This window comes from Kitasatospora purpeofusca (assembly GCF_000718025.1).
In the GTDB taxonomy this organism is placed as follows: Bacteria; Actinomycetota; Actinomycetes; order Streptomycetales; family Streptomycetaceae; genus Kitasatospora; species Kitasatospora purpeofusca.
Genome location: NZ_JODS01000040.1, coordinates 47342 through 65507, shown reverse-complemented (window position 1 = coordinate 65507; position 18166 = coordinate 47342). Strand labels below are relative to the sequence as shown.

Sequence of the window (18166 nt, the reverse complement as noted above, 5' to 3'; positions counted from 1 at the left end):
CGGCGAAGGTGACCGAAATGCCCGAATCTCTGGAAGTCGCAAAATCCCGCCCCACCGTCGGATAGACCCGCAGGTCATCAACTCTGCTCCCCGCGCATGCGGGGTTGGTCCCTCCAGGCCGACCGAGATGCCGTCGTTGGCGGCCTGCTCCCCGCGCATGCGGGGTTGGTCCCCACGAACCACCCACCACCCCGATCGGAGCCTCCTGCTCCCCGCGCATGCGGGGTTGGTCCCACCACCTCGCGGAACTGCTTCACCCGGGCGTCCTGCTCCCCGCGCATGCGGGGTTGGTCCCTCGGTGAATCCGTACCAGGCGTCGGCCCCGAACTGCTCCCCGCGCATGCGGGGTTGGTCCCCACGGTGCGAGCCGTCTGTCCGCTGCCAACGACTGCTCCCCGCGCATGCGGGGTTGGTCCCTGGTCGTCCGCGCCCTGCGGGCCTGCGCGCCGCTGCTCCCCGCGCATGCGGGGTTGGTCCCCGGACACACGACCCGTTCGAGGATCTGGCCGACTGCTCCCCGCGCATGCGGGGTTGGTCCCTCGGCACGGAGACGGCGGCCGCCATCAAGTCGCTGCTCCCCGCGCATGCGGGGTTGGTCCCACGCCGACCAGCTTCAGGTCCTCCGCGGGGACCTGCTCCCCGCGCATGCGGGGTTGGTCCCCCTTCCGTGCGCACCCCCGGCACCACCCCCCACTGCTCCCCGCGCATGCGGGGTTGGTCCCCGCACGGGTGCCCGGGCGGAAGGATCCCGCCCCTGCTCCCCGCGCATGCGGGGTTGGTCCCGCTTCGACCAGCCGGCCGTCAGCCGCCACGGCCTGCTCCCCGCGCATGCGGGGTTGGTCCCAGGGACAGGGCGGCGGCGTCCCCGCGCAGGTCCCTGCTCCCCGCGCATGCGGGGTTGGTCCCCACAGGGCCAGTGCCCGCAGCGCGGCGGTCTTCTGCTCCCCGCGCATGCGGGGTTGGTCCCACGTTCGTCGTCATCCAGCCCGACGAGGACGACTGCTCCCCGCGCATGCGGGGTTGGTCCCCTCGAAGGAGATCTGGACCCCGAGCCGGGCCACTGCTCCCCGCGCATGCGGGGTTGGTCCCACCGACCAGGCCTCGCAGTAGGAGGCGAGCGCCTGCTCCCCGCGCATGCGGGGTTGGTCCCGACCACACCGTGAGGCAGCGGGAGCACGTCCGCTGCTCCCCGCGCATGCGGGGTTGGTCCCCCGGCCGACGACGGCGCGGTGCCCGGTGACCTCTGCTCCCCGCGCATCCGGGGTTGGTCCCAAGCGGGACATCGTCGATTCGACGCGGCTTCCCTGCTCCCCGCGCATGCGGGGTTGGTCCCGCGTTGCCGGGCTTGCCCGTGCTGCTGGTGGTCTGCTCCCCGCGCATGCGGGGTTGGTCCCCCCGTCCTACGCACCTGCGCAGGAGGCCGACTCTGCTCCCCGCGCATGCGGGGTTGGTCCCACGCAGAACACCGTCTCGGTGGGGACCGTTCCCTGCTCCCCGTGCATGCGGGGTTGGTCCCGTGCCGTCGTACCTGATCGGCGACATGTTCGACTGCTCCCCGCGCATGCGGGGTTGTTCCCCCTGGCCGACGCGCTTGGGGGTGGACTCCTCCACTGCTCCCCGCGCATGCGGGGTTGGTCCCGGCCGCGCCCTGGTCGCCCGCGCCGACGAGGGCTGCTCCCCGCGCATGCGGGGTTGGTCCCGCCTGCAAGCCGACCGTGTTCACGTCGAACTACTGCTCCCCGCGCACGCGGGGTTGGTCGCAGCGCCGAGAACGCCCACCGCTGCACCCAGTAGAGCCGGAAGTCCCGCATCCCCCACGGAGGTTTCCCGTCGGCGTCGGGCCGGCCTAGCCGAGGGCGTGCACGATGCCGCCCAGCAGGTGTTCGAGGGCCGCGCGCAGGGGCAGGACGAACGGGCCGGCGGCCACGGCGACGGTCACGGCGAGGGGCAGGCGCGGGGTCTGGCGCCGGTGCGGGAGGATGCCGAGGAGGAGGACCAGTGCGGCGATCACCAGGGGCGGCCCCAGCGCCACCACCCAGGCCGGCAGCGGGCCGAGGGTGACCGGGGAGTTGAGGGCGCCGGACAGGCCGAGCCAGCCGACGGAGAGCAGGAGGCTGAGGTCGATCAGTCGGGGGACGGCCGGGGGGACCCGGACCCGGCCGTCGAGGTTGCGGCGGAACGAGAAGACCATCATCAGCACCATCACGGACAGGACGGCCAGTTCGACGCGCAGGACGCCGGGGAGGTCGGGCGGGGGGAAGTGTCCGGTGCTGAAGATCCAGGTGACGGCTGCGGCGGGCACACCGAACAGCGCGGCCCAGAGCAGGCACAGCCGCAGGACCTGGGCCGGGGCGGGCAGCCAGATGCTGCCCGTCGGCGGCGCGGGCCGGTTCTGGCCCCGGGCGAGCAGTGCGGCGATGATCGCCTCCTCGGGCCGGCTCTCCGGGCTGCGCCCCGGCGGGTCGCCGGGCCTGCGGAAGCTGTGTTCCAGGATCTCGCGGCGCCGGCGGACGATGTCCGGTCGCTGCTCGTGGCCGCGGCTGACGGCGCTGAGGTAGCCGAACAGGAGGAGGACAGCGCCGACCGCGAGCACGGCGGGCAGTCGGCCCGCCGGTCCCGGGCCGCTGGGCGGTGCCATCCAGGCGGCGGTGAACGCCACCACGAAGACCGCGATCAGGGCCATGCCACGGACGGCGTCGAACGGGGCGGTCAGGTCCGAGCGGCGGACTCCGGCGGATGCGCCGACCACCAGCCAGAGTACGGAGAGCAGCAGCCACTGGGTCGCGACGGCCATCGGCAGCAGGTCCGGCAGTTGTCCGGAGAGGATGTCCCCGACGGCGGCGCCGAACGAGCGGGACTGTCCTCCCGCCCCGAACGCGTAGGCCAGTACGAGCAGCAGGAGTTGTGCCACGCCGAGCAGGCGGCCGGTGTCGTCCCAGAAGTCCCGGGAGGTGACGGCGCGCGCGATGGACCCGGCCTGGACGCCCAGGATGACGAGTGCCAGCAGGACCGGCATGGCGATCACGCCGAAGGCGGTGTCCGGGTCCATGGTGGTCAGATGGGCGGGGATGCCGAGCGCGTCGGCGACGTGCTGCCCGCCGCGGATCACCGCCCCCATCCACGCGGGTCGGGATTCGTTCTGCACCGCGGCGGCGCCGATGACCGTGACCGCTCCCACCTGTCCCCCTGTGCTCGCCCCTGGACGCCCCCGTCGCACGCATCGCGCGGGCTGCGTTCCGCCTTCGCCCGGACCGGTCGTGATATCCGGGCGACAGCCCAAGAATGCTGTCGTGAAGGGAAGTTGGGAACGGCGATCGGGTTCCGTTCACCGAGCGGGGACCGTCCTGTGACAGTGCGGCGGCACCGAAGGCGCGCCCGGTGCCGCCGGTGCGGGTGGTGCGGGACGGTGCCGCCGGACCGCGGGTCGGTCGGCGCCGGGGCGACCGCACGAGTACCAGCGGACGGTCGGCGCCGGGGTGACCGCACGAGTACCAGCGGACGGTCGGCGCAATCGTCCTGTCCCACTTGGGCTGTGCCTATCGCCAGTGGCTCGTGGTCAGCGGGCCCGAGCGCGGCCGCATCTGGTCCGACGACCGGGCGGACGAACGTGATCTCGAGCCGCTCCTCGGGGCCGGGCAGGAGCCGACGACCTTCGCCCTCTGGTACCGGGAGTGGCTGGCAGACGCTGTCCGCACGGTGGGGGCCGCCCGCTGACGGTCCGACCAGGAGAGCCGGCCGGCCCGGCAGCGGAATTGCCGGGCCGGGCCGCTACATCGCCCGCTCCGCGAGGCGGAGCAGGCCGGCCCGGATGCGCTGTTCGCCGAGTTCGGGGAGGAGGGCCGCGACGTGGTCGGCGGCCACGGCGGCCAGCAGGGTGTGGGCGGTGGGGTCGGGGTCGGGGGTGGTGGCGAGCAGGATCGCGACGTGGCGGTGCCAGAAGCGGTAGGCGCCGATGCGGTAGCGGGCGCCGGGGGTGGCGGTCTCCGACATCCGGACCAGGGCCAGGTGTTCCAGCAGGTAGTCGAAGTAGGCGTTGAGGAACGCGGCCAGGCGCTCGTCCGCCGGCGCCCCGGGGCCGAGTGGGGGCGGGCCGTGCAGGACGGCCTCCTGGAGGACTCGTTCGCGGGTGTCCAGCAGCGCGGCGGCCAGGCCCGACTTGTCGCCGAACCGGCGGAACAGCGTGCCCTTGCCGACGCCCGCGGCGGCGGCGACCTGGTCCATCGAGACCGCCTCGACGCCGTGTTCGGCGAACAGCCTGGCGGCCGCGTCCAGCACCGCGATCCGGTTGCGGGCCGCGTCGGCGCGTTCCTTGGGCGGCGGCGTGCGCAGCAGTTCCAGGGGCGTTGCATAAGCGGACTGTGGTCCGGTACTGTCGTGAGCCATAACAGGACTGTAGTCCGATTCCCTTGGAGGTGGCGGCATGACCGCTCTCATCACCCGCGACGAACTGGCAGCAGCGATCGAGGCCGGTGCCGTGACCGTCGTCGACACGCTCGGCGGCGACTACTACGCCCAGCAGCACCTTCCCGGCGCCGTGGCACTGGTCGCGGCCGAGCTCGACACCCGGGCGGCGACCGTGCTCCCCGACCGTGACGCCGCGATCGTCACCTACTGCTCCAACCCGGCCTGCCCGAACAGCGGCCAGGTCGCCGACCGGCTCACCGCGCTCGGCTACACCGACGTCCGCAAGTACCGCGAGGGCATCCAGGACTGGGTCGAGGCCGGCCTGCCCACCGAGACCGCCTGACCTGGGGCGGAGCGGCGAACGGGCGGGGGTGGGGGATGCGCGCGCATCCCCCACCCCCGCCCGTTCGCCGCTGGACGGCGAGTGGCCACACCCGGCACACCCAATGCTCACCAACCGACAGACCTTCAAACACCAGGACAACAGCTCGACTCGGCTGCGAAATGGAGAGCAGTTCTCGAAAACTGGTGTAGAATCATAGGTGCAAGGGGGGCCTTGGGGCTGATGCCTAAGCCATCGGCAGGCCACCCACCGGCAGGGGGAACAACCGTCATGACCTACCACCTCGAAACCGCGCGCGCGATCATCAACGAGCGGATGCGTGAGGCCGAGCAGCACCGCCTCGCCCACGCGCTGTACCTGAAGAACCGCGCCGAGACCAAGACCCGGCGGGCGCGCCTGCTCCTATCCCGTCTCGGCGCTTGAGCACCACCGCGGCCTGTCGCCGCACCCAGCGAACCGGCCGGACAGTCGATCGTCCGGCCGGTCGCTGACCCGGGAACACCGCGTCGGAAGCGCGACACCACGCCGCCCGACCGTCCCCGTCCCACCCCGCACCACCCCACCTCCGGGCGTCGACCCAGTCCGCCAGGGAGGCCGCGGGATCACCGCCTCGGCGTCGAACGGCCGACGGCCGCCACCGCGTACGGCCCGCGCCCGCGCCGGAGCGGCTACTGCCCGACCCGGCCGTCCACGCACTCGCGCAGGAGATCGGCGTGGCCGCAGTGGCGGGCGTACTCGTCCACCATGTGCAGCATGACCTCGCGGATCGCCAGCCCCTCCCGGCCCACGCGCGCACCGAGATCCGCCTGGTGGACGGCCAACACCGCGTCCAGGGAGGCCTGTTCGCGCTCCAGATCGGCGAACGCGGCGTCCACCACGGCCTGTTCGGCCACGGCGCCGTCGAAGTCCGCGTCCCGCGCGCCGTAGAGCTTGGGCAGCCGCTCGCCGTCGGTGATCCAGTTGTGCCAGTCCCGCTCCACCTCGGCGAGGTGGCGGACCAGGCCGAGTAGCGACATCGTCGACGGCGGCACCGAACGGCGGGCGAGCTGCTCGGCGTCCAGACCGTCGCACTTGAGGCGCAGGGTGAGCCGGTAGTTGGTGATCGCCTCCCGCAGGGTCGCCAACTCCCCGTCCGGCGCGGGCCCTTCGTTGTCACGGGGGTCGTCGTCGGGGTTCAGCCACATGTCGGGGTAGACGGTCGCCTGGGTCCATCGCTCGGGTTGATCGTTCATGTGGGCCATGCTCGTCCGCGAACGGCCCTGTCGCCACCGCATTTTCCGCGGGGAACCACGGGACGGAGCTACCGGGGGACCAGGACGACCTTGCCGAGGTTGCGGCGCTGCTCGATGACGGTGTGCGCCCGGGCGGCGTCGCGGAGCGGGAACTCCCCGTGCACGGCGGGGCGCAGGGTCCCCGCGTCGCGCAGCTGCCAGAGCTCGCACTGCCAGCGCTGGTAGAGCTCGGGCCTGCCGGTGGCGACTGCCCGCATCTGGAAGCCGATCAACGAGGCACCGCGGAGGAGGAGTTCGTACGTCTCCACCGTGCCGCCGCCGGAGCTGAAGGCCACCAGCCGGCCACCGGTCGCCAGGGCCCGGACGGCGGGGCCGAGCAGCTCGCCGCCGACGCCGTCGAGGATCACGTCGTACGGGCCGCCCAAGTCGCCGTAGTGCACGACCTCGTCGGCGCCCAGTCCGCGGACGAAGTCGGCCTTGTCGGCGCTGCTGACGGCCGCGACGACGCGGGCCGCCCCGCCAGCCTTGGCGTACTGGAGGGCGAGCGTGCCCACGGCGCTGGCCGCCGCCGTGACCAGGACCGATTCACCGGGCTCCGGGCGCGCGGCCTCGTAGGCACCGCGTGCGACCAGTCCGCTGCGGACCAGCGCGACCGCCTCCACGGCGGTCGCGCTGTCCGGGATGCGGGACGCCATGGCGCCGTTCAGGACCGCGAACTCGGCGTAGGCATCGGCGAAGCACAGCCCGGCGACGCGGTCGCCGACGCCGAAGCCGGTGACTCCCGCCCCCAGCGCGACGATCTCCCCGGCGACCTCACCGCCGAGCGGGACCGGTTCGCCGCTCCCCCGCAGCTTGCGCACGGTGGGCAGGGTCACCCCGACCGCCTCGACCCGGACCAGGACCTCCCCGGCCCCCGGCTCGGGCCGGTCGACCTCCTCGGCGAACAGCACCTCGGGTCCGCCGTTGACCTCATGGCGAATGCGCAGCACAGGACCTCCCCCGTCGGAACTCATTGGATGTCCCAACGATAGGGCGGAAGTCATTGGGATGTCCAATGGTTTTCTGGATAGGCTGAACCCCATGACCTCGGACCTGACCCCGGCCCCGACCGCGGCACCGACCCCGACCCCGGCCCCGGCCCCGACCGCGGATCCCGCCGCGGCGCCGACTTCCGCGCTCCAGCACATCCAGTCCCTGCCGACCTGGCTCGTCGGCCGGGTCGCGGCGCGCGGCCGGGGCCTCGTCGCCGACGCGATCGCCGCGGAGGGACTGAAGCTCATGCAGCACGCGGTCCTGGCCGCGACCGCCGAGTACGGGCCCGTCACCCAGGCCGACCTGGGCCGCCGGCTGTCCGTCGACCCCAAGGACATGGTCGGCATCCTCAACCACCTCCAGCACGCGGGCCTCGTCCTGCGCAGCCCCCACCCCTCCGACCGCCGCAAGAACGCCGTCACCGTCACGGCGGCGGGCACCGCCGTCCTCGCCCGCTGCGGCGCCCTGGCCGAAGCCGCCAACGCCGAACTGCTGGCGCCGCTCGCCCCGGACGAGCGCGAACAGCTGGTGGCCCTGCTGACCCGGCTCCACCGGGCGGCGCCGGCGTAGAGGTCGGCTCCGCGGGCCCGGGGAGTACGGTCCCGGGCCCGGCCCCGACCCGGAGCACGGTCCCGGTGCGGTTTCGTCCCCGGCGCGGACGGATTGACGGTCCGTCGAATGATCCTCTTGGAGGGCGCCGAGAAGAGCTCCGGCGCCCTGATCAGAGGGGCTTTCCCGTGAACGAGCACGCACCGCAGAACGCGTCGCAGAACGCGTCGCAGCGCCACCTTCCGACCCGCCTCCGCGCCGGCCGGCGAGGGCTGGCGGCGGCCGTGACCACGATGGTCGCCGCCGCCGTGGTGGCCGGCGTCCTGGCACCCGGCACGGCCTCGGCCGCCCCGCGCCCGGACTCGGTGCAGCAGAGCCTCGACGCGCTGGTGAAGGAGGACAAGGTGCCCGCGGCCCTCGCCACCGTCAAGGGCCGCGACGGCCGCGTACGCACCTACACCGCCGGTATCGGCAACGCGGCCACCAAGGCCAAGGTGCCGATGGACGGACAGGTGCGGATCGGCAGCAACACCAAGGCCTTCACCGCCGTCGTCGTCCTGCAACTGGTCGCCGAGGGCAAGATCGGCCTGGATGCGAACGTGGACACCTACCTGCCCGGACTGGTGCGCGGCGAGGGCATCGACGGCCGCAACATCACCGTCCGCCAGCTGCTCCAGCACACCAGCGGCCTGCCCGAGTACGTGGACCGCGATGCCGTCCTCAACGCCCCCAAGCGCTACTACGAGCCGCGCGAACTCCTCGACGCCGCACTGGCCCAGAAGGCCCACTTCGCGCCCGGCACCCAGTGGGAGTACAACAACACCGGCTTCCTGCTGGCGGGCATGATCATCCAGAAGGTCACCGGCCGCCCGCTCGGCGAGGAGATCAACAAGCGTGTCGTCGACCGGATCGGCCTGCGCCACACCTACTTCCCCGCCCCCGGGGACATGACGATCCACGAGGCCCACCCCAAGGGCTACCAGCGCGCCGAGAACGGGTCGCTGCGCGACTACACGGACCTGGACCCGTCCTGGGGCTGGGCGGCCGGCGCGGCGGTCTCGACCAACACCGACGTCACCAAGTTCTACGGCGCGCTGCTGGGCGGCCGGTTGCTGCCCGCCGCCCAGCTCGCCCAGATGCGCGCCACCGTCCCCGCCGAGGCGATCGGCACCGGGGCCCGCTACGGACTCGGCCTGGTGAGCCGCCCGCTCTCCTGCGGCGGCGTCGCCTGGGGGCACGGCGGCACGATCCCGGGCTACGAGACCGCCGGCGGCACCACCGAGGACGGCCGCGCCGTGAACTTCACCGTGACCACGATCCCGGACGGCGACACCGCGAAGCACGTGGACAAGGCGGTCGACGCGGCGCTCTGCCGCTGATCCGCGAGCACTGCCCGCCTTCCCCCTTCTTCCCCTTCGCTTCCCAGCAGTGGAGTCCCGTTGACATCCTCCCCGCCCTGAAGAACGGGGATTCCCCTCAGCCTCACGGCTGAGCCGCTGCGCGTGAGCGCGGCGGTGGGACTACTTCCTGCTTCACCGACGACTGCCCGCCCGGAGTGCTCCGTTGAGGTCTGACACCGTCTCCACAGGCTGCAACCGCCAGTCCGGCGGCCAGAATGTTGCGTGCGGCGTTCACGTCCCGGTCGTGGGTCGTTCCGCAGGCGCACGTCCACTCGCGCACGTCGAGCGGCATCCTGCTCTCCAGGGTGCCGCAGGCCGAGCACAGCTTGGACGAGGGGAACCACCGGTCCACGGCGATCACCTCGCGTCCGTACCAGTCGGCCTTGTACTCCAGCATGGACCGCAGCTCGGTCCAGGACGCGTCACTGATGGCACGCGACAGCCGCCGGTTCCTGAGCATGTTCCGGACGGTCAGATCCTCGATCACGATCGTTTGGTTCTCACGAACGAGTCGAGTGGTGAGCTTGTGCAGGAAGTCCCTGCGCCGGTCGGCAATTCTCGCGTAAGCCCGCCCGACCCTGAGTCGGGCCTTCGCCCGATTCGAACCGTCGCCCTCGGCCTTGCGGGAGAGATCCCGCTGGGCCCTGGCGAGGCGTTCCCGGTCCTTGCGCTCGTGCCTCGGGTTGGTGATCCTCTCCCCGGTGGAGAGCGTCACCAGGCTGGCGACACCGACGTCGACACCCACGGCATCGTTGACCGGTGTGGGCATGGCCGGGCGGTCGTCGCACAGCACGGAGACGAACCAGCGTCCGGCCGCGTCCTGCGACACCGTCACCGTCGACGGGGAAGCGCCCGCCGGCAGAGGACGGGACCACACGATGTCCAGCGGATCGGTCATCTTCGCCAAGGTCAGCCGGCCGTCCCGGAACCGGAAGCCGCTGGTGGTGTACTCGGCGGAACGGCGGGACTTCTTCCGGGACTTGAACGTCGGGTACTTCGCCCGCTTCTGCCAGAAGTTGCTGAACGCCCCCTGCAGGTGCCGGAGCGTCTGCTGCAACGGCACCGACGACACCTTGGAGAGGTAGGCCAGCTCCTCGGTCTTCTTCCACCCGGTCAGCATCGCGCTGGTCGCGTTGTAGTCGACCCGCTCCCGACGCAGCGTCCACGCCTCGGAACGGGCCGCAAGCGCCATGTTGTAGACCTTGCGAACACACCCGAACGTGCGCAACAGCTCGGCCGCCTGCGCATCGGTCGGATAGAAGCGGTACTTGAACGCCCGCTTCACGCGAGTGGTCGCCACGGATCACACACTAACACCACTGCCCGTGACCACCTGGCTGTCAATCATTTGCCGCAAAGCAGAACAGCCTTGACGGCAATTCGGCTTCCCCTGACCCTCCCCCGGCCTTCGCCCGGTGGTGCGCCCAACGCGGGCACCCCAATTCCTCCCCGGCCTCAAGACCGGGGTTTCCTTGGAGGCATCCGATGAACGAACACGCCCCGCAGCGCAGGGCACACAGCATCCGCCTGGTGCGGTACGCCATGACGGCCACGGCCGCCGCCGGGCTCGCCCTCACCGCGTTCGCCCCGGCCCCGGCCGCCGCCGCACCGCAGCCGGACGCCGCGCGGCAGCGCCCCGACGTCGTGCAGCAGCGCCTCGACGCGCTGGTGAAGGAGGACGGGATTCCCGCCGCCCTCGCCACCGTCAAGGGCCGCGACGGCCGCAACCGCACCTACACCGCCGGCGTCGGCAACCTGGCCACCGGGGCCGGGGTCCCGGTCGACGGGCAGATCCGGGCCGGCAGCAACACCAAGGCCTTCGTCGCCGTCGTCGTCCTGCAACTGATCGCCGAGGGCAAGATCGGCCTGGACACGGCCGTCGACACCTACCTGCCCGGCCTGCTGCGCGGCGAGGGCATCGACGGCCGCAACATCACCGTCCGCCAGCTGCTCCAGCACACCAGCGGCCTGCCCGACTACATGGCCGCCCCCGCGCTGGCCGACTTCACCACCATCCAGTACCGCTGGTTCGAACCGCGCGAACTCCTCGACGGGGCCCTGGCGCAGAAGGCGCAGTTCTCCGCCGGAACCGGCTGGGCGTACAGCAACACCAACTACCTGGTGGCCGGCCTGCTGGTCCAGAAGGTCACCGGGCGCCCGTACGGCGAGGAGGTCACCAAGCGCGTCATCGACCGGATCGGCCTGCGCCACACCTACGTCCCGGCCGCCGGGGAGACCGCCCTCCGCGAACCCCACCCGCACGGCTACCTGCGCACCGCGCCGGACGCGCCGCTGGTCGACTACACCGAGATGGACTCCTCGATGGCCTGGGCGGCGGGGGCGGTGGTGTCCACCAACACCGACCTCAACGCCTTCTACGGCGCGCTGCTGGGCGGCCGGCTGCTGCCCGCCGCCCAGCTCGCCCAGATGCGCACCACCGTCCCGGCCGAGCTCCTGGGCGAGGGGGTCCGGTACGGCCTGGGGATCCAGAGCAGGCCGCTGACCTGCGGCGGCCTCGTCTGGGGCCACGGCGGCACCTCCCCCGGCTTCCGGACCCGGGGCGGCGTCACGGAGGACGGCCGGGCCGCGAACATCACGCTGACCGAGGTCCCGGACGCGGTCGTCGGCAAGCGGCTGACCGACGCGGTCGACGCGGCCCTCTGCCGCTGACGCCGGTGGGTTCCGGGGTCGAACACCGGTGAGGTGCAAGGTGGTTGGGAGCGGATCGCGCGGGAGCAGTACGCGCGGTCCGCTCCCGCCGTGTCGGGTCCGGTGCGATGGTGTCCGGGGGCGGCGGCACGGCACTCGGACGGCGGCCGTCAGACGGAGGTGGAGAGCGCCACGTCCCGCCACCGGTCGAGTTCGCGCCGCACCAGGTCCAGCTTCGCCTCGACGCGCTCGACCGCGTCCGCGCCCAACTGGAGGCGCAGCGGCGGCTCGGCGACCTCGGCGACGTCGACCACGGCCCGGGCGGCCTTCGCCGGGTCGCCCGGCTGGTGGCCGTCGTAGCGGGCCAGCGCCTCGCGCACCGGCCCCGCGCCCTCGGCGTAGTCGGCGATCGAGGCCGGCTCGGTCCGCAGGCTGGAGCCGCCCAGGAAATCGGTGCGGAAGCCGCCCGGTTCGACGATCGTCACCCGGATTCCGAGCGGGGCCAGCTCGCCGTGCAGTGCCTCGGAGATGCCTTCGAGGGCGAACTTCGACGCGCCGTACAGGCCCGCCGCCGGGGCGGTGGCGAAGCCGCCGACGGAACCGATGTTCAGGACGTGCCCGGACCGCTGGCCGCGCAGGGTCGGCAGCGTCGCCCGCAGGGTGTTGAGCACGCCGAACACATTGACGTCGAACAGGTCCCGGGCGGCCCGGTCCGAGGTCTCCTCGATCGCGCCGACGAGGCCGTAACCGGCGTTGTTGACGACGACGTCGATCCGGCCGAACCGGGCCAGGCCCGCCTCCACCGCGATCGCCAGCTGCCCCGGGTCGGTCACGTCCGCGTCGACCGCCAGCAGGCCGTCCGGCATGTCCGGGTAGGCCTTGAGCACCGCCGACGCGTTCCTCGCGGTGGCGATCACGCCGTGCCCCCGGTCCAGCGCCTCGCGGACGATCGCCGCGCCGAGCCCGCGCGATGCGCCGGTGACGAACCAGATACTCATTCTTCTCCCCGTTCTGTTGGGCCGATAACCAACTGCTGTTGGGTCGATGACCAATGGCTGTTGGACCGATGACCAACGGCCGATGGGCCGACGACCCGACGCTAGGTCCTAGAGTCGGGTCTAGATCAACAGCAGTACGAGGGGGATCCATGGACCTGAGCATTGGCGAGGTGGCGCAGCGCAGCGGGCTCAGCGTGCACGCGCTGCGCTTCTACGAGCGGGAGGGCCTGTTCGCCAACCCGGTGCGCCGCCTGTCCAACGGCCGCAGGATCTACCACGAGGAGGACCTGGAGTGGCTGGCGATCTGCACCAGGCTGCGCTCCTCCGGCATGTCCCTGGCGGACATCCGCCAGTACATCCAGCTCGCCCGCCAGGGCCCGGGCAATGAACACGAACGGCTCGACCTGCTGCGCCGCCACCAGGACCACGTGGAGGCACAGGTCCGCGAACTCCAGGACACGCTGGACGTGATGCGGGCCAAGGTGCGGATCTACGAGGCCCACCTCGCCCGCGGCGAGGCCGACAGCCTCTGGAACCCGTCCCACCGGGCCCAGTCCGACCCCCAGCCCTGCACGCCCTCGCCCCCGACCCCGACCCCGACCCCGACCTCGACCCTGGCCCCGGACGCCGAGGAGGCGTCGTGATCCGGACCCGCCGTCGGCTGCGCCTGTCGAGGCGGGCGAGCCTCGTCCTCGCCGCGGTGCTGGTCGCCGTGGTCACCGAGGTCGCGCTGCAGACGTGGTGGCTGCCCTCGAAGTGGCGCGGTTACGACGCGAGCGCGACCGGGCAGGTCGCGCTCAGCGAGGACGGACGGACCATCAGCCTCGCCGTCGACTGGCGGTGCGAGCAGCGCCCGGACCTGGAGGTGCGGGAAAGCGCCGATCGCGTCACGGTGGTGCTGCATCGCAGGGCATTCAGGGGGCCGACCTACCAGTGCCCGGAGGATGCCGTCGGCTCCGCACGGCTCAGCGGTCGCCTGAGCGCGCCGCTCGCCTCGCGTGCGCTGGTCGACGCCGTCACCGGCCGGCCTCTCTCCCCGGGCCGGGACTCGCACGGATACTGACCTCCTCGCGAGCGTCGAGGGCCGGCCGGTCGGTGAACGGCGGAAGGCCGCCACCTGGGCGGTGGCGGCCTTCGCGGCCCCGAGGGGTGTGGCCCGTGACGCCGACCGGGGCCGGCGTCACGGGCCGGAGGTGGCCAGGAGCCGGAGGTGGCCAGGAGCCGGAGGTGGCCAGGAGCCGGAGGTGGCAAGGAGCCGGCGGGGGTCAGGAGCCGGCGGCCGCGGTGATCTCGCTGAAGCCCTGGGTGTTGGCGACCTGGCCGAAGCCGCTCCAGGTGCGCACCGCGCCGACCCCTCCCCCAGCGCCTGGTCGTGGTCGACCGCGCCCACGCCCTCGTCCCGATCGACCCCGCCGACACCCCGCAGGGCGCGCTCCACGTCACCTAGGGCCCGTCTTCAAACCCGCGCCTGCGGGGCGACGCCGGGGCACGCACCTCGACGGCTTCTCGTCAGTCGCCGATGCTCCGCATGGACTCCCTCCTCGGCACCGCCGATGCACGCACCCCAACGACGCCCCGCCCGCCCTCCGGGCGGACGGCGGGGGTTTGAAGACGGACCCTAGCCCGGTATCGTCGGCGCGCTCACCAGCCGCTTCGAAGCCGGACTCAAGGCCGCCCAGCAGGGCTGGTTCTGACCCCGGCGCCGCACCGCTCGCCGGCCGGGCACCCCGCCGGCACTGACGTGCAGTCATTCTCGTAGCAGGACCGGGAGGTTGGGCTTGAAGCCGTAGAGCGCACGGGGGCAGGGGCAGGAGCGGTGTTCGGGGAGGGCTTCGAGGGCGGCGAACAGGACGGTGCGGAGGCGGTCGACGTTGCGGCCGAAGACCTCCAGGACCTCGGCGTGGGTGACGCCCTCGCCGCTCTCGACGCCCGCGTCCAGGTCGGTGACCAGGTTCAACGAGGTGTAGCAGAGGGCAAGTTCGCGGGCGAGCACGGCCTCGGGGTGGCCGGTCATGCCGACCGTGGACCAGCCGTTGGCGGTGAACCAGCGGGACTCGGCGCGGGTGGAGAACCGCGGGCCCTCGATCACCACCAGGGTGCCGCCGTCGACCGGCTCCCAGCCGGCCCCACGGGACGCAGCCAGCACGGCGGCGCGCCCGGCCGGGCAGTACGGGTCCGCCATCGGCGCGTGCACCACGCCCGGCAGGGAGCCGTCGGGCAGCGGCTCGCCGTCGTAGTAGGTCTGCGCCCGGGCGGCGGTGCGGTCCACGAACTGGTCCGGGACGACGAGCGTGCCCGGACCGTACTCCGGCCGCAACCCGCCCACCGCGCACGGCCCCAGCACCTGCCGCACCCCGAGCGAGCGCAGCGCCCACAGGTTGGCCCGGTAGTTGATCCGGTGCGGCGCAATCGCGTGCGCCCGCCCGTGCCGCGGCAGGAACGCCACCCGCCGGCCACCCACCGCACCGACGAACACCGAGTCGCTCGGCGCCCCGTACGGCGTGTCGACGGCCACCTCGACCACATCGTCGAGCAGCGCGTACAACCCCGAACCGCCGATCACGCCGAGCTCGGCCCGCACCGCGCCCCGATCGTCCGTCATGTCGCCCGCCCCTTCGGAGAAGATCGTCAAGGGGTCCAGCCTAAAGCTCTCTTGCAGCAAATTCGGGGAGAGCATTTCACCGGCACCGGCTGAGCCGGTCCGGATGGAGACGTTCACGGCGTCTGCGGCGGCGGTTCAAGGGCCTGGTGCGCGAGCGGGGTGACAACGGGCCCGGTGGCGGCAGGCCGCGGTGCCTGCCGCCACCCGACCCGTACGAGGTAACAAGCCCGCACCCGAACAGTGGCCTGGTCGTCCCTTGTCGTCGCTGGGCCGGCAGCCCTCTGATGCGGGCCGAGGAGGAAGACCCTGTGACCCGGCGCATATCGGCAGAGTCGTTCCCGGAGGGGAGAAGGGCGACTCTCAGAGGAGCTGATCCGGCGGGATCAGGAGCTGTTCCGCCGCGACGCGGACCAGAGGAACCTCGCGGGCGAGATGGAGGTCGTCGGTGTAAGGGCTGTAGCGGCGCGCAGATGCCTTGCTATGGGTGATCGCGCAGCGGACGTTGTATATGCGCGATGCCGTCTCGCGCTTCAGTTCCGCCTCTCCGTCCGCGTCGAGTGGCCTCGCGAACTCCAAGTGGGGAACATCGGCGAACGGAAGGTTCCCGGCGGCGAAGTACTTGACAGTGCCCGCATCGAGCCGACCGAGGTCGGCGGCGAGTCGGGGCACGTCGAGGGAGGCTTCGAGCAGATTCTGCACAGCCCTCAGTTCGGTGAACCTCACCTCGTCCTCCTTCACGCCGAGCAGCTCGCGGGCTTGTTTCGAGGCCTTGCGAATGCTGTCGACGGGGCGCTGCAGAACACCCCCGACGGCCGCGACTCTCCGACTGAGACTCTCGAACCACGCCTCCTCCATCTGGTACTCCAGCACGTGGTAGTACCCCATGAACGCGGCAAAGGGGTTGTCCGCAGCGATCGCCCGCAAATACCTCAGGGACAGCTCCTCATCCGCACCGGCGAGCGCGCCGAGAAGCCGGTCACCCATGAAGCCGGTGGGGCTCCCCTGCCCGATGGCATCGGCGAACTCCGTTGTCCTAAGGCGCAGTTGGCGGATGAATCGGGGTTGTGACGGAGCGCTCTCCAGATGGTCAAGGTCCAGAACCGGGGCGAGAACCACGTCGCTCTCATAGGCGATGCGCGTGCGAAAGCTCGTCGCCAGCTTCTCAAGCTCATCGATACCTGTTCCGCGAGGACCTTCAAGACGCAGGGAGACGAGCTCCGGACGGGCCATGACGCGCAGCAGGCGCAGCGCGGACACACGGGTACGCGCACCCTCGCCGAGCCGCTTCTTCGCCTCCTGTTCGATCAGGAACTGGAACAGACGCTGCCGGTCCAGGAACCCCGTTCGCTCGAAGCCCATGGGGCGGAACGCCAGACGCAGGAGCAGATCAATCGACGGCGGCCCCACCGTGACCGCGCACTCCCCGGCAGAGGTTCTGACGTTGTAGGTCACGCTCGCGCCCTGCGGCCTCTTGAGCCTCTGATAGGGCGTCTCGTCGCGGACCAGCATCTCCAGGGTGGCCGGCCCCTCGATCTGGGTGTCTGGCCTGCCCTTGGAAGAGACAAGTCGGCGGGCGATCTTCTCGATCGCGTCGAATTCGATCTCTGCCTCCCAGGCCGCGCGAGGCCGGTCGGGGGCGTTCCGATAGACGTTCCGAAGAGCATCATCGATTTCATCTACACCGGTTCCTCCGCTCTCCAGGGTCGCGCCCAGTACGAAGACGAGGCGGCCATCCTGCTCGCCCTCCGGCTCATAGTCGACGAGCTGTTGGCTCAGCACCCCCACAATCGCCTCGACGACCTCCTCGACATCGGAAAGGTCCGACAGTGGACCGAAGTTGTCCCGCACCTTGCCTCCTTGAACGTGGCTCGCCCCACCGACTCGCAGCCCCCTCGGACCGAAGCCCGACTCTCGCGATACCGACAATGGGCTAACCGATCAGTTTATCAGCGCTATCGGATCGTTGGTCAGTCATGAGTGGCGGGGAGCCGCCGCATGGCGGTCGGCCTGAAATGACATCGCAGAACGTCTCCACCCGGAACGGCTCAGCCCGAAGCACCCCGCCCGTACCGGGGAAGTGCCCTTCCGACCTTCTGCACGAAGCTTCAGGCGGCCGGGCGGGGTTCGGTCAGGCGCCGGTCGGCGGAGGTGGGGTGCGGGGTTGGAGTGGCGGCAGCGGGTGGGCGGACGAGGTAGCGGTGGCGCAGGAGGTCGTGGTGGTCCTGGTGGGGCGGCCGCGAGGATTCCGCCGTTCCGTCCACGTTGTAGTGGTACGCGGTCGCGGTGCGGTAGTCGTGGCGGAAGTCGGTCTTCCACTGCGAGTTGGAGCCGGAGAACTCGGAGTCCTGCCCCTCGTACGCCTCCGGGGCGTGGAACAGCCGACGCGGTGATTCGGTCCCCGTCATGGCGGCCAGGGCAGGCCCGGGCGGCCTCCCGGGGCACCCGGAAAATGGGCAGGAGCCCGCGAGGCCCGGCGGTGCCTACGACGGGCTCCGCCACGACGCGAGTTCCACGGCGCCCATGACCGTTCCGGCCGCGGTGTAGAGAACGAGCATGACGGCGTCGTCCGCCGGTCCGGCCCACCGCAGATAGGCGTTGACGACGGCCCGCGTCGTCGCGTCGTCGGACTGCGGGAAGTCGGTGGCGATGTAGCTGTTGCGGTGGTCCCCCTGGGGCGTGGACCGGGCGACGGCGGTGATGTGGCCGACCACCGCCGTGCGCTGCTCCGAGGTGCCGCGCTCCTGGACGAACCGGGCGAAGTCGGCGGCCGCGGCCTCGGCGCCGCCCGCCGAAGGCATCGCCGTCGGGGCGAAGGCGGATTGACGGGTGGTCACCGACTCGTCGGTGGGCCCGCAGGAGGTGAGAAGCAGGCCGGCGGCGATGGTTGCCGTGGCGAGCGTGGCCGTCGCGCGGTTCAACGGATCTCCCGGAAGGGGTGGGGGCGGCCCTCGCTCCGT

At 72.0% G+C, this 18166-nt stretch carries 17 protein-coding genes and 1 CRISPR repeat array; of the genes, 7 read left to right on the top strand and 10 right to left on the bottom strand.

Features of this window, described 5'->3' with window-relative positions; all coding sequences use genetic code 11:
• Positions 1–83: 83 nt before the first annotated feature.
• Positions 84–1761: a CRISPR direct-repeat array (repeat unit 29 nt; unit sequence CTGCTCCCCGCGCATGCGGGGTTGGTCCC).
• 85 nt (positions 1762–1846) lie between these two features.
• Together IF01_RS0136535 and IF01_RS0136525 are read right to left on the bottom strand one after the other, a co-directional pair.
• Positions 1847–3178, bottom strand: coding sequence for a hypothetical protein (locus IF01_RS0136535; RefSeq protein WP_030397940.1), 1332 nt, complete (start codon positions 3176–3178; stop codon positions 1847–1849).
• Positions 3179–3768: 590 nt separating this feature from the next.
• Positions 3769–4383 carry a TetR/AcrR family transcriptional regulator gene (locus tag IF01_RS0136525; RefSeq protein ID WP_030397938.1) on the bottom strand — a complete coding sequence of 205 codons (615 nt, stop codon included), beginning with the start codon at positions 4381–4383 and terminating at the stop codon, positions 3769–3771.
• 37 nt (positions 4384–4420) lie between these two features.
• Between IF01_RS0136525 and IF01_RS0136520 the strand changes: the two genes are divergently transcribed.
• Together IF01_RS0136520 and IF01_RS48715 are read left to right on the top strand one after the other, a co-directional pair.
• Positions 4421–4747 (top strand): rhodanese-like domain-containing protein, encoded by a 327-nt coding sequence (locus tag IF01_RS0136520; protein ID WP_030397937.1) that lies wholly within the window; start codon positions 4421–4423, stop codon positions 4745–4747.
• A gap of 270 nt (positions 4748–5017) precedes the next feature.
• Positions 5018–5170 carry a hypothetical protein gene (locus IF01_RS48715; protein WP_157855454.1) on the top strand — a complete coding sequence of 51 codons (153 nt, stop codon included), beginning with the start codon at positions 5018–5020 and terminating at the stop codon, positions 5168–5170.
• Between the two features lie 245 nt (positions 5171–5415).
• Here the strand turns inward: IF01_RS48715 and IF01_RS0136510 are convergent, their stop codons facing one another.
• Positions 5416–5988 (bottom strand): DinB family protein, encoded by a 573-nt coding sequence (locus IF01_RS0136510; protein ID WP_030397936.1) that lies wholly within the window; start codon positions 5986–5988, stop codon positions 5416–5418.
• Positions 5989–6047: 59 nt separating this feature from the next.
• Positions 6048–6968 (bottom strand): quinone oxidoreductase family protein, encoded by a 921-nt coding sequence (locus IF01_RS0136505; RefSeq protein ID WP_030397941.1) that lies wholly within the window; start codon positions 6966–6968, stop codon positions 6048–6050.
• A gap of 91 nt (positions 6969–7059) precedes the next feature.
• Between IF01_RS0136505 and IF01_RS0136500 the strand changes: the two genes are divergently transcribed.
• The gene (locus IF01_RS0136500) at positions 7060–7581 is read left to right on the top strand and encodes a MarR family winged helix-turn-helix transcriptional regulator (protein ID WP_078880628.1); all 522 of its coding nucleotides are present in this window, start codon (positions 7060–7062) and stop codon (positions 7579–7581) included.
• A 272-nt stretch (positions 7582–7853) separates the two neighbouring features.
• Complete coding sequence (locus tag IF01_RS0136490) at positions 7854–8939, top strand: serine hydrolase domain-containing protein (RefSeq protein ID WP_030397934.1); 1086 nt, start codon at positions 7854–7856, stop codon at positions 8937–8939.
• Positions 8940–9042: 103 nt separating this feature from the next.
• Here the strand turns inward: IF01_RS0136490 and IF01_RS0136485 are convergent, their stop codons facing one another.
• The gene (locus IF01_RS0136485) at positions 9043–10260 is read right to left on the bottom strand and encodes an RNA-guided endonuclease InsQ/TnpB family protein (RefSeq protein WP_030397933.1); all 1218 of its coding nucleotides are present in this window, start codon (positions 10258–10260) and stop codon (positions 9043–9045) included.
• Between the two features lie 185 nt (positions 10261–10445).
• Here IF01_RS0136485 and IF01_RS0136480 point away from each other — a divergent pair, with 185 nt between their 5' ends.
• Positions 10446–11630 carry a serine hydrolase domain-containing protein gene (locus IF01_RS0136480; RefSeq protein WP_030397932.1) on the top strand — a complete coding sequence of 395 codons (1185 nt, stop codon included), beginning with the start codon at positions 10446–10448 and terminating at the stop codon, positions 11628–11630.
• Between the two features lie 149 nt (positions 11631–11779).
• Here IF01_RS0136480 and IF01_RS0136475 read toward each other — a convergent pair whose 3' ends face one another.
• Entirely contained in the window at positions 11780–12607 is an 828-nt protein-coding gene (locus tag IF01_RS0136475; RefSeq protein WP_030397931.1) for an oxidoreductase, read from the bottom strand.
• A gap of 149 nt (positions 12608–12756) precedes the next feature.
• Between IF01_RS0136475 and IF01_RS0136470 the strand changes: the two genes are divergently transcribed.
• Both IF01_RS0136470 and IF01_RS0136465 read left to right on the top strand, forming a co-directional pair.
• Positions 12757–13251, top strand: coding sequence for a MerR family transcriptional regulator (locus tag IF01_RS0136470; RefSeq protein ID WP_051756903.1), 495 nt, complete (start codon positions 12757–12759; stop codon positions 13249–13251).
• Positions 13248–13670: a hypothetical protein gene (locus tag IF01_RS0136465; RefSeq protein ID WP_030397929.1), complete on the top strand. Its 423-nt coding sequence runs from the start codon at positions 13248–13250 to the stop codon at positions 13668–13670. Before IF01_RS0136470 ends, IF01_RS0136465 begins: the two co-directional genes overlap by 4 nt.
• A 684-nt stretch (positions 13671–14354) precedes the next feature.
• Here IF01_RS0136465 and IF01_RS0136460 read toward each other — a convergent pair.
• The 4 genes from IF01_RS0136460 to IF01_RS0136445 all read right to left on the bottom strand — a co-directional run bounded on the left by IF01_RS0136460 (position 14355) and on the right by IF01_RS0136445 (position 18127).
• On the bottom strand, positions 14355–15209 hold the full coding sequence (locus tag IF01_RS0136460) for an S-methyl-5'-thioadenosine phosphorylase (protein WP_030397928.1): 855 nt from the start codon (positions 15207–15209) through the stop codon (positions 14355–14357).
• 360 nt (positions 15210–15569) lie between these two features.
• Positions 15570–17057, bottom strand: a complete 1488-nt coding sequence (locus IF01_RS0136455) for a hypothetical protein (RefSeq protein ID WP_030397927.1) — start codon at positions 17055–17057, stop codon at positions 15570–15572.
• A gap of 257 nt (positions 17058–17314) precedes the next feature.
• Positions 17315–17614, bottom strand: coding sequence for a hypothetical protein (locus tag IF01_RS0136450; RefSeq protein ID WP_030397926.1), 300 nt, complete (start codon positions 17612–17614; stop codon positions 17315–17317).
• A gap of 75 nt (positions 17615–17689) precedes the next feature.
• Positions 17690–18127, bottom strand: a complete 438-nt coding sequence (locus IF01_RS0136445) for a hypothetical protein (protein ID WP_030397925.1) — start codon at positions 18125–18127, stop codon at positions 17690–17692.
• Positions 18128–18166: the final 39 nt, after the last annotated feature.